Source organism: Streptomyces sp. NRRL F-525 (assembly GCF_000716605.1).
Classification (GTDB): Bacteria; Actinomycetota; Actinomycetes; order Streptomycetales; family Streptomycetaceae; genus Streptomyces.
This window is the reverse complement of the sequence record NZ_JNXE01000049.1, coordinates 30,886-42,363: the sequence shown is the minus strand read 5'-3', so window position 1 is coordinate 42,363 and position 11,478 is coordinate 30,886. Positions and strand designations below refer to the sequence as shown.

7 protein-coding genes are annotated in these 11,478 nt (G+C 71.3%); 6 read left to right on the top strand and 1 reads right to left on the bottom strand.

From position 1 onward, the window contains the following. Positions 1-51: 51 nt before the first annotated feature. The 5 genes from OO69_RS43180 to OO69_RS43160 all read left to right on the top strand — a co-directional run bounded on the left by OO69_RS43180 (position 52) and on the right by OO69_RS43160 (position 6,642). Positions 52-1,086, top strand: a complete 1,035-nt coding sequence (locus tag OO69_RS43180) for a C40 family peptidase (protein ID WP_033286462.1) — start codon at positions 52-54, stop codon at positions 1,084-1,086. Positions 1,087-1,162: 76 nt separating this feature from the next. After that, positions 1,163-1,672: a DUF4913 domain-containing protein gene (locus tag OO69_RS43175; RefSeq protein WP_420707958.1), complete on the top strand. Its 510-nt coding sequence runs from the start codon at positions 1,163-1,165 to the stop codon at positions 1,670-1,672. A gap of 325 nt (positions 1,673-1,997) precedes the next feature. Next, complete coding sequence (locus OO69_RS52210; RefSeq protein ID WP_158713489.1) at positions 1,998-3,095, top strand: hypothetical protein; 1,098 nt, start codon at positions 1,998-2,000, stop codon at positions 3,093-3,095. Between the two features lie 609 nt (positions 3,096-3,704). Next, positions 3,705-4,925 (top strand): hypothetical protein, encoded by a 1,221-nt coding sequence (locus tag OO69_RS43165; RefSeq protein WP_033286459.1) that lies wholly within the window; start codon positions 3,705-3,707, stop codon positions 4,923-4,925. A 124-nt stretch (positions 4,926-5,049) separates the two neighbouring features. Continuing rightward, entirely contained in the window at positions 5,050-6,642 is a 1,593-nt protein-coding gene (locus tag OO69_RS43160) for a glycosyl hydrolase (RefSeq protein ID WP_033286458.1), read from the top strand. 108 nt (positions 6,643-6,750) lie between these two features. On the opposite strand, the gene OO69_RS43155 is transcribed toward OO69_RS43160, so the two are convergent. Continuing rightward, positions 6,751-9,678, bottom strand: coding sequence for an AfsR/SARP family transcriptional regulator (locus OO69_RS43155; protein ID WP_033286457.1), 2,928 nt, complete (start codon positions 9,676-9,678; stop codon positions 6,751-6,753). A gap of 195 nt (positions 9,679-9,873) precedes the next feature. Between OO69_RS43155 and OO69_RS49620 the strand changes: the two genes are divergently transcribed. Next, a complete protein-coding gene (locus tag OO69_RS49620; RefSeq protein WP_051801649.1) occupies positions 9,874-11,454 on the top strand; it encodes a hypothetical protein in 1,581 nt (526 codons plus the stop codon). Positions 11,455-11,478 lie beyond the last annotated feature (24 nt).

Below are 11,478 nucleotides of genomic sequence, written 5' to 3'. Positions count from 1 at the left end.
CGTTGTGCGTACGCATCCTCACCGACGCGTACGAAGGGAACTCCGGCCCAGATGAGACGGCCCCCGCGCACACACAACCACCGGGCGGCGGCAGCCGTCGCCCTGGCCTGCGCCCTGACGGCGGCGAGCCAACAGGGCGCCCAGGCCGACCCCCGGACCCTCACCGAGGTACAGCACCAGCTGGAAAGCCTGTACCACCAGGCGGAGGTGGCGACCGACAAGTACGACGCGGCCGACGGCAGGGTGACGGCACAGCAGAAGCGTGTCGGTTCACTCACCTCCCAGGTCCGCACGGCCGAGGCGAGACTGACCCGCCTCAACTCCCTTGCCGGAGCGGCGGCCAGGGCCCAGTACCGCGGCGGGGGCGTGCCCGCCGAGCTGCAGTTCGCGCTGGCCAGTGACCCCGGACGGGCCCTGGACAACGCGGGGTTGGCGCTCCAGGCCCAGCAGAACACGCAGAACCTCCTGACGGACCTGAAGACGACGAAGGCGTCCTTGCGCACCCGCACGGACGAGGCGGCTGCCGAGCTGAAGCGCCTGCGGGCGAGCCGGCGCGCGATGGCGGCGCAGCGCCGGACGATCGAGCAACACATCGCCGAGGCGCGGGCGTTGGAGTCCTCGCTGGCGGCGAAGGAGCGGGCCCGCCTCGCCGACCTGGAGAAGACGGAGTCCGACCGGGCCCAGGCGAAGTGGGAGAGCACGGGCATCCTCAAGAAGGTCGGCACCGACGCGACGACCGCCGGCCGGAAGGCCATCGCCTTCGCCGTCAAGCAGATCGGCAAGCCGTACGTCTGGGGCGCCGAGGGCCCCGACTCCTACGACTGCTCGGGCCTCACGTCCCAGGCCTGGCTGCACGCGGGCGTCGCCATTCCCCGCACGTCGGAGTCGCAGTGGGCCCGGCTGAAGCACGTCCCGATCGAGGACATGCGGCCCGGGGACCTGATCGTGTACTTCTCCGACGCGAGCCATGTGGCGATCTATGTCGGGGGCGGGGACATCATCTCGGCGCCTCGGCCGGGGCGGGATGTGTATGTGTCGCCGGCGGCGTCGATGCGGATATTGGGGGTGGTGCGGCCGGACGCTTGAACCGGCGGCGGGGTGGCCTCCGTTGTGCCGCGTGAGCGGGGGTGCAGCACAACTGCCGAGCGACAGCGGGAGAGTCATGTCAACCATGCCGACGGAGAAGCCGCCTCGGGCTGCCGGGGCGGAGCGGGACGCGTCTTTTGAACGACGGCGGCCCGAGGCCGAGCCGGAAGTGCCGGCCGCCGAAGAGAAGAAGCCTCCGACTCCGCCGCAGTTCATCCTCTACCTGGAGGGGCCGGCCTACGCGCACTCACTGCGTCAACTGACCCTGTGGACTCACCACGTGCTGCTGCCGGTCTACGGCAGGGAAGTCACGTCCGCGGCACCCTGGTGCGCCCGCTGGTGGGAGCACCCCGAAGCGGTAGCTCTCCTGCACGGCCTCTGGCTCGCCTGGGGTGACCTGACCGGCCCCGGCTCCACGATGACCGGACCCGCCAACTGGCACCGGGACTACCTGTACAACGTCCTGGACCACCTGCGGGCCCCCCAGGGCCCCTTCGCCGGCTGCAAGCCCAATATGCACCGCCCGAAGGAATCGCCCACCGTCGCGGCTGTCGACCCCTTCGGGCCGGTGCCCCCACCGGCCTGACGAAGGCCACGATCACCCCAGCTCTTCGCATGGTGGCGCGCCGGAACGCGGGTGAACCGCTTTCCGGCGCCGCAGACACGTGCAGCCTGTGGCACCTTCCCGCCGCGCCCGCGTCGACGATCCTCGGGGTGATTCGTTTCGGCGTCCGGTGAACCGTCCGAGATCCGGTCCCGTTGTGCTCTCTGCAAAGCAGGTCTTCTATTCCACACAAGGAGATCAACGAATGGCCGGAGAAAGTTCCACCAGCTCTGCCCAACCCGCTGGGTATCGAAAATTCAGCGTGGACGCACGGCCCGGGGCGCGAAGGCGCTCCACCGTAGTCGACATGGGGGGCTTCCGCGAGGGCCCGAGTACCCCCCCGCCGGCGGGGCACAACCGTCTCTTCGATATTGAAGAGCAGGCAGCAGACGCAAAGGGTAGGGAAACAAGGAGGAAGTCATCCTTCGCTGCCCAGGCGAATGAGGACGGTACGTGGTCCATCGCGAAGTGGTCCAGCAAGCAAGGGGCGTGGGTAGCCGAAACGTCGAAAACGTGGCTCGGCTATGCCGTACAGGCTGCTAAGGTCGTCGCGCCCTACGCCCCTGAACTGATCTCCGAAGGGGGCAGGCTCGTACAGCTGGTGGATCCCACCGTGGGGAAGTACGTGGCCGGGGGCGGGGCTGCTGCGCGCGTGGGGAAGGACCTCTGGGACGGGTACCAAGCCGGTCCTCCGTACACGGGCAAGGTTCTCGCCGGTCTCTCGGCAAGTCTCGGCGTGGCCGGCTCATTGACGACCGGTGACGTGTCAACGGGTTTGTCGCAAACGGCGACCCTGGGCGGGCTCGGAGCCAACGCCTACAAGGCGTACGAGAAGGCGAACGCGGCGCCGACGTTCCAAACGCCCAACTACGCTTTGGGCACCCAGCTCGACGAACGGCACCCGAGCCAGACCGGGATGAACCTGGACTACGTCACGTCGCCGGGCTACGAATCACCGGGCCGGTACACAGGAGACCATGACGGGTACTTCCCGCCGACGACGCAGGCGGAGTACACACCCCCGATAGTCGCGGGTCAGTACTCGATACCGGTGACGTCGGCCGGTGACTACAGCGCCCTGACTACGACGATGGGCTTGACGTCGGCGTTCGAAAGCCCCTCGCTGACGGCGCGTTACAACCCCATGCCTACGACGCAGACTTACACGTCGTCGTACGAAACCCCCGCGACGACAACTACAGCGGGGGCCTACGCCGCCCCGTACTACCAGAGCGGCAACCCGTACGAGGGCCAGCACTACCCCCAGTACCAGCAGCACGGCGACCCGACGGGGGCGGGGCAGTACAACCCACCCGAAGGCGCGCGAACGCAGGAGTCGCATGCCGAGCGGAAGGAGCGGAGGGCCGCCGAGCGGTACGCCGCACAGCAGGGGCATGCCAGGTGAACAGGTCCGCACGGGACTGAGGAAGGCTCCCGGTGGTCCGGATCGGCCCGTCGCGGACCGGCCGGCACCGCGACCACCGGGAGCCTTTCCTGTCGGGCAAGGGCAGGAAACCGGACGCACATGGCAGCTGCCGGTAATCCCACCCGCCAACTCGGCTCGCACGGCCGCACCTTCCTGGTGCGGCCGTTGCGTCTCGAACACCGAGGCGGTCCAGGCCGCCGACACGAGGGGGCACCGGCATGACGTACACGGTCGACGTACTCGGCGGACTTGACAGCGTGGTGGGATACGGGGAGCCAAGCCGGGTGGCCACCGGTGCCGGGCGGTTCGCGCCGGCGGGGCTGTTGAGACGTCGGCGGCCCGGGACCGGAACGTACTACGGGAACTTCTCGGGGCAGGCTTCGGCGCGACCGGTCGGCGGGGTCCATTGGCTTTCCCGATCGCCGCTGCCTGTCGGGTTGTTGCCGCTGCCGGCGGGGTTCGACCCGCACACAGCGGCAGGCTGATCACGGGCCGTCGTGCGGTGGTTGAGCGTCTGGCGTTGAACCACCGTCCTCCGACGGCCCGTTGTGACCCGCGTCAGCACCTCCGACTCGAGAGCGGGGCAACGTGGCATTCGACAACACTGCTTCCCAGGGCCGGAAGCGGCTGACCAGGACGAGGTCCCGGACGGGACTGGCGCGAGACCTGCTGAAGACCCAGTCCAAGCTGCTCGGCGGCCCGAGGTTCCGTGCGGCGGGCCCACCGGAACCGGACATCTTCGAGGGGATGTGGGACCTCCTGCGGAGCGCCCTGGATCGCATCTGGAGCCGGTCACGGTCGGGGTCGGGCGGTGGAGGCGCGGCACCCGGCGGTGGACAGGAGGCCGGCCAGGGCCCACAGGGGCAAGGCGGGGGCGAGCAGGCGCAGGGGCCGCCGCCCGAACAGCGGCCGGTGCTCACGGAGGAGTCCCAGGCACTGCTCCAGCGTATGCACCGCATCGAGAAGCGGATCGGCCTGCTCTCGGACACGGAACGCTGGGCCTTCGAGGACACGCTCCTGAGTGAGCTGAGGAAACCCAAGAACGCCACATTGGTGAAGGCGTTCCAGGAATCCCGCGCCACTATGCCCCTGGTGTGGCAGTCCGTCGCCAACGCGCAGGAGCGGGAGTCGTTTCGGGAACGGCCGCACGACGCCCTCCGGCTGGAGGCACAGGAAAAGGCCATGATCGTCGACGCGATCCAGGCCGCGGACATCAAAGAACGACAGGCCGCGACACCCAGACGACAACCGAGTGAGGAAAACCGGCAACGCTGGGAGCGTCAGGTGCCACCACCGGCTCCGCCACGGGTGCCGTCACCGGAGCCATCGCCGCGGCCAAGTTTCCAGGATCCGCGCGCCAACGAACCTCTCGACGCCCACTCCGCCGACGCGGCGCGACGACGGAGTGACGCCACCGTGAGTCCGAGCCCGGGCGAGGAACACGACGCCCATGGCTTCAACGTGGCCGAGACGGAGAGAGCGCTCAGGGCGAGCGCCGCACAGTTGACCCCGCTCCAGTCGGTCGATCACACCGGCCGCACGGACTGGCCCCTGGGAGCGCCGGTGTCGTCCCTGCCGGACGAAATCGGCATGGCGTTCAGCACCCCCGGCGACTCGACCTATCCGGTGTCGCCCCTGCTCAGCCCCACGGGCCTGGACATCGCCAACGACCGCTCGTTTCTCCGCAGCCCTTCACCGACCCCGACCCAGAGCACTGGTGACGGTCCGTCACACGCGCATTCTCCGAAGCCAGTTCGGCAGAACAGCACCAGCAACGGCGGCCAGTCGAAGGCCGTCCGCGGACGGTGAATACGTCCTCGCCCACTGAACCGTCCCCCACCCCTATCCGTCGTGCCGGCGGTGGCGAGAACTGATCGTCGACCTGAGAAACCCCGAACCCCAACCCGCGCAAGTCAATGGAGACGCACGCCCCATGCGCAGACGCACCTCACTCCTCCTCGCCCTGCTCCTGGTCATCGTCGGTGTGTCAGGCACCGCCATAGCGATCCAGACGCACCGCTCCAGCAGCACGAACCTCGACGGAACCCCGGCCGCCGACGTAGGCACCGCCGACCACACAGTCACCCTGCGGAACAACACCGACAGCCGCATCTGGGTCGGCAGCGAGGTCAACGCCGACGGCTCGGCCGCGCTCACCGGGCTGCCGACGCTGGACCCGGGCCAGTCCGCCACCGTCACCGTCCCGGAGCACGAGGGCGCCGGGCACTGGCGCGGCACCTTCTTCGCCCGTCAGGGGTGCGGCGGCGACGACGGGAGCACGTTCCACTGCGCCGTCGGGGACTGCGGACCCTACGTCGACCACTGCACCCTCGGCCAACAGCCCACCGGGCTCGCCGAGTTCAACTTCGACCCGGCCGATTCCCTGGCCCCCTGGTACGACGTCAGCTACGTTGACGCCGTCGCCGCGCCCGTCACCATCACGCCGAACGACGTGACGCCGCCCGCGAGCGGAGAGTGCGCGGTGGCCGGGTGCGCCGAGGATCTGCTGTCCGCCTGCCCGGCCGAGGACCTGACCAAGGACCAGGCCACCGGCCGGTCGCTGGTCTGCGTCAACCCGAACCGGGACGCGAAGACCTCCTACAGCGACATGATCAACCAGAAGTGCCCGACCGCGTACGCCTGGTCCAAGCAGGACGCCGAACCGGGCAACAAGGTCATGTACCAGTGCACCAAGTGCAGCGGCCTGACCGTCGCGTTCGGAACCGGCAGCCCCGCCCCGGCCGACCCGGCCACCACGCAGCCCGCCCCGGTCACCAACCCCGTCACCACGGCCGCCCCGACCCGCAAGGGCGTCAGCCTCAACCCCGTCGACGGCGCCTCCCAGGCACTGGCCGACTCCGGCGCGTCCTGGTACTTCGACTGGGCGTCCTCCACCGGCGCGGTCACCAAGCCGGACGGCGTCGACTTCGTCCCCATGATCTGGGGCCCCGGCTCCGTCACCGACGCCGAACTCGGCGCGGCCGTCCAGAACGGCAGCAAGGAACTCCTCGGCTTCAACGAGCCCGACAACGCGGGGCAGTCCAACATGACGCCCGAACAGGCCCTGGACCTGTGGCCCCGGCTGGAGTCCACCGGGCTGCGGCTGGGCGCGCCCGCGGTGTCCGCCGGCGCCGACGTCGACGGCGGCTGGCTGGACCGCTTCATGAAGGGCGCCGCCGACCGCGGTCTGCGCGTCGACTTCATCCCCGTGCACTGGTACGGCTCCGACTTCGGACCCGGCGCCGCCGACCAGCTGCGCGGCTATCTGCAGGCCGTCTGGGACCGCTACCACAAGCCGGTCTGGCTGACCGAGTACGGCCTCATCGACTTCTCCCAGGGCACCCCCCGCTACCCCAGCGAGCAGGAACAGACCGCCTTCATCACGTCGTCGACGCGGATGCTGGACGGCCTGGACTTCCTGGAGCGCTACGCGTGGTTCACGCTCTCCACGCAGACCAGCCCGACCGGTCTCTACGACGGGACGACCGCCAACGCCAGCGGCCGTGTCTACCACGACGCGAGCTGACCCCGGGGTTGAACCGTCCCCACCCCCCGCCCGTTGTACGGGTGCAGCCTGGCCGTGTACCCGCCCCCCGGGGGCACGGCCAGGCCGTGTTCCCGCCGCGGGCGCGGGTCAGGCGGCCCGCTCCGGCGCGGCCCGTCGCGCGTCGGTGTGCGGCTGACCCTCCTCCAGCCGGCCGAGGCGCTCGCGGATCTTCGCGGCGTCCCGGTGGTCGAACTCCACGAAGATCGCCAGTGCCTGCCGCCAGCTGTCACGGGCGGACTCCGGTTCACCGGCGGCCAGTTGGGCGTCACCGAGGTTGCCCAGGGTGTGGCCCTCCCCCCACCGGTTGCCGATGTCCCGGTGGGTCCTGAGCGCCTGGTGGTAGTACTCGACGGCGTCGTCGTGGCGCTGGAGCCGGCGGTGGGCCGTGCCCAGGATGTCGAGGGTGACCCCTTCGACCCAGCGGTTGCCGTTGGCCCGCAGGAGGTCCAGCGCCTGCTCCAGGCAGCCGACGGCCTCGTCGAACCGGCCGAGCCGCTGGTAGACGTCGCCCAGGTTGCACAGGGAGATGCCCTCCCCCCAGGCGCTGCCGATGACCTGCTCGATCGCCAATCCCCTGCGGATGTACTCGACGGCCTTGCCGAGCCGGCCGGCCTCCAGATAGGTGTCGCCCAGATTGGTCACGGCCGACCCTCTGGCCTCGGCGTCCCCGAGCTCCCGGTAGGCGACCATCGCCAGCCGGAACTGTTCGGCCGCCTCGATGAGCCGGCCCGAGCCGCGCAGCGCGGCGGCCAGGTCCGCGAGGCCCTGCGCCTCGCCCCAGCGGTCGTTGTCCGCGCGGGCGGCGGTCAGGCCCACCTGCGCGGTGTCCACCCAGTCGTGCGTGTGGCTGCGCAGGTAGAAGAACCCCCACAGGACGGCGGGCAGCCGCCAGGCGACACCCGGTCTGCCCGACCCGGCCGCCTGGTGCACGGCGGTGACCAGGTTGGCCCGTTCGGTCTCGCACCAGTCCAGCGCCTGGTCGTGCGTCGTGAACTCCAGGGGCCGGCACAGGGCCGGCAGCGGTTCGAGCGGGATCCGGCGACGCTGCGGGGTGATGTGCGGGTAGGCCGCGTCGGCGGTGTGCAGATACCAGGCGAGCAGCCGCTCCACGGCCCGCTCCCGCTCCCGCGGTGTCTCCTCGGCGCGCACGCGTTCGGCGGCGTAGACGCGCAGCAGGTCGTGCAGGGCGTAGCGGCCCGGGAAGTGTTCGGTCAGCAGGTGGGCGCGGGTGAGCTCGACGAGCAGCCCGCGGGTCTCCCGCACCGGGAGCCCGGCGAGGGCGGCCGCGGCGGGCGCGGAGATGTCGGGTCCGGAGTGCAGGCCCAGCAGATGGAACACGCGCGCGGCCGGCGCGGACACCGCCTTGTACGACCAGGAGAAGACGGCCCGTACGTCGGTGGTGATGTCGTCGCCGGAGGCGAAGGCGTCGAGGCTGCCGTGGCTGTCGCGCAGTTCCCCGGCGATGGCGCTCAGCGGGAAGCCGGGGTGGGCGACGGCGTGGGCGGCGACGATGGCCAGGGCCAGCGGCAGCCGGGCGCACCGCGTGATGATCTCGTCCGCCGCCCGCGGTTCCGCCGCCGGCCGCTCGGTGCCGAGCCGGCTCGTCAGCAGGCCGTGCGCCTCGGCGGGCGTCAGCTGGTCCAGGGTCAGCGGATGCGCCCCTTCGCCGGCGACCAGGCCGGTGAGCTGGTTGCGGCTGGTGACGATGACCAGGGAGCCGGGGGAGCCGGGCAGCAACGGGCGGGCCTGGTCGGTGTCACGGGCGTTGTCCAGGAGGACCAGCATCCGCCGCTGGGCGAGCATGCTGCGGTACAGCGCGGTCTGGGCGTCGAGGCCGGAGGGGATCCGCATCGGGGGGACGCCGAGCGCGCCGAGGAAGGCGCGGATGGCCTCGTCCGGCGTCACCAGCGAGCCGGTCGGATCGAAGCCGCGCAGATTGACGTAGAGCTGTCCGTCGGGGAAGCGGTCGGCGACCTCGTGCGCCCAGTGCACGGCCAGGGTGGTCTTGCCGATGCCGGCCATCCCGCCGATCGCGGTGATCACCACGGTGGCCGGGGCGCCGCCCCGCTCGGGCAACAGGGCCCGGGCCCGGTCGAGTTCGGCGCACCGGCCGACGAACGTCGGCAGATCGGCGGGCAGTTGAGCGGGCCGGGCCGCATGTACGGCTGCGGGGGAGGCCGTTGGCGCCGGGGAGTCCGGCTCCGGCGGCGGAGGGGGCCGCCCGGGCGGGCCGGGGTCCAGGGTCGCGTCGGCCGCCAGTATGCGGTCGTGCAGGTCCCGCAGCGCCGTACCGGGTTCGATGCCCAGCTCGGCCACCAGGGTGCTGCGCGCACCGCGGTAGGCGGCCAGCGCCTCGGCCTGCCTCCCGGAACGGTAGAGCGCCAGCATGAGCAGCCGGCACAGCTGCTCCCGCAGCGGGTACCGGCCGGTCAACGAGACCAGTTCGGCGATCACTTCGGCGTGGCGGCCGCGGTCGACCTCGATGTCCAGCCAGGTCTCGAGCGCGGTCAGCCGCTCCTCGTCCAGCCGGGAGCCCTCGGACTCGGCCAGCGGTCCGGGGAGTCCCGCCAGTGCCGCCCCTTGCCACCCGTCGAGCGCCACGCGCAGCAGCTCCGCGGCGGCGGCCGGCCGCCCGGTGGCGCGCAGCTCCTTCGCCTCCGCGACGCGCCGCTCGAACACGGCGAGATCCAGGCCGTGTGCCGGCAGGCGGACCAGATATCCGTCGCCGACCGACACGACCACCCGGGGGAGGTCGGCCGCCTCCCGGCCCGGCTCCAGCACTTTCCGGAGGCGCGACACATAGGTCCGCAGGACGGACACGGCGGCCTGCGGCTGCTCCTCGCCCCAGACCGCGTCGAGGAGTTCGGCGAGCGCGACAGCGTGTCCCCGCCGCAGCAGCAGCGCGGCCAGGACCGACCGCTGCTGGGGCGAACCGAGGTCCAGTTCCTGTTCACCGCGCCATGCGCGGACCGGTCCCAGCACGGCGAAACGGAGGGAGTCTTCGTAGCCGTTCACGCCCCGGACTGTACTCAACACCCTTGCGCCACAAGGCACCTGACGGAGTGTGTGGATTTCTGTTCGATCGATGCGGGCCCGTGACCGAGGAATTGAACCGTTCCCCTACGGCACCCGTTGCGCTGTCCGGGGACCGTCACGCCGTTCCCGACCGGGGCCATGTCGGCCGGGAGACGTCAGAAGAGAGGAAGCGCCATGAGCCGGGGTGAAGAGACGGACGAGCCGATCGCGGGGGACGACCACGCCGTGTCCGGTGAGCCGGTGGATCTCAGCGAACCGGAATCCGCCGGGGAGCCGTCCGGGCCGCCGCCGCGCCACGCGGTGGTCATCTCCGGAGACGGCTCGGCCGCCATCGACGGCGAACCCGTACGGCCGGCGGAAGGAGAGTCGGTCGACGCCGCGATCCTCGACAGACTGCACGCATACGCCCGTGACCGGAACACCACCGTGACGGCGACCATCTCCGATCCCGCCGCGGGATACGTGGCGTTCGTCGAGGTCGCCCCCGACGGTTCGAGCAGCCTTCTGGAGCAGGAGGGGCAACTGCCGGAACCGGCCGAGGAGTTGGGACCCGTCCGGCCGCCACTGGGAGACGCCGAGCCCGCCGAGGAGGCGGTGCGCCCGGAGCCGTACGGACCGATGGAGGAGGCCGGCCCCTCCACGGGCGACGACGACCTCGACGACCCCGACGACGACCTCGACCACGCCGAGGACGACGGCGATGACGACAGGGACGGCGACCGCGACGACGGTGACGACCCCTTCGACGTCGAGGCGTACACACTCGAGCAGCAGAGGGAGCGCCGGCTCGCGGGGCCGCCCCCGCCTCCGCCCTCGCCCACCGTCCGCCCGGTCTCGAGGGTCGCCCCGGGGAACGGACGGCGCCAGTCGGACGACGAGTACGCGTCGCCCGGGCTGCTCCACAAGCCCCTGGTCGTCGGCCCGGTGGCCATCGGCGTGGCCGCTCTCGTCATCGTTCCGCTGGTGATCCTGGGCAGCGGCTCACCGGACGACGGGGGGCGCCAGAAGCAGACCGCGCGCTCGGGTGCCGAGACGAGCGGGACTCCGCTGGCCGAGGAGACGGCGCCGACCGACTCCTCGACCGCGAGCACACCGCTCCCGCCGCCCAGCGCGACAGCCTCCTCCTCGGCCAAGCCGAAGACCTCGAAGGGCGCGAAGGCCCCGAAGGGCGGGGGAGGGACGGGAGGAGGAACAGGAGGACTGGCGGGCGTCACCGTCACCGTGACCGCGAAGCCGCCGCGCGCCACCGTGACCGCCAAACCCGCGCAGGACACCGCCGCCACCGCGGTGAACCGGCTGCACCGGAGCGACCCGTCCGGACGGCACATCTGCTACCGCGCCTACCTCACCGGACAGGGCTGGCAGAAGCCCGTCTGCGACGGCACGCTCGCCGGAACGACGAGCGGCACCCACCCGATCCAGGCCCTCAACATCGCGGTGTACGGCGGTGGCGGCTCGGCCGCCAACGCCTTCGTGCACGACGCCAAGTCGACCAGCGGGCAGGGCAAATGGGAACCGCAGTGGACGGCCGTCATCGGCGACGGCAAGAACAACTACGTCGGCAGCACGAAGTCGGGCGCCCCCTACATGACGGGCTTCGCCATCAACATCGGCACCGGGCAGGTCTGCCGGTCCGCCATCGTCCACGGCTACGACTGGGGCAGTTCGGACTGCGCCCAGCCACGCCCCGGCTACATCTTCGGGGGCACCCTGGACAACACCCGCTGGCTGGAGGCCGTCAAGCTCTGGGTGTGAGCGGCCGAAGCACCACCGCGTGAG

What these genes read in the sequence shown, in the direction of transcription:
- OO69_RS43180 (WP_033286462.1), top strand. Translation starts at nt 52, where the DNA reads ATGAGACGGCCCCCGCGCACACACAACCACCGGGCGGCGGCAGCCGTC.
- OO69_RS43175 (WP_420707958.1), top strand. Translation starts at nt 1,163, where the DNA reads ATGTCAACCATGCCGACGGAGAAGCCGCCTCGGGCTGCCGGGGCGGAG.
- OO69_RS52210 (WP_158713489.1), top strand. Translation starts at nt 1,998, where the DNA reads ATGGGGGGCTTCCGCGAGGGCCCGAGTACCCCCCCGCCGGCGGGGCAC.
- OO69_RS43160 (WP_033286458.1), top strand. Translation starts at nt 5,050, where the DNA reads ATGCGCAGACGCACCTCACTCCTCCTCGCCCTGCTCCTGGTCATCGTC.
- OO69_RS49620 (WP_051801649.1), top strand. Translation starts at nt 9,874, where the DNA reads ATGAGCCGGGGTGAAGAGACGGACGAGCCGATCGCGGGGGACGACCAC.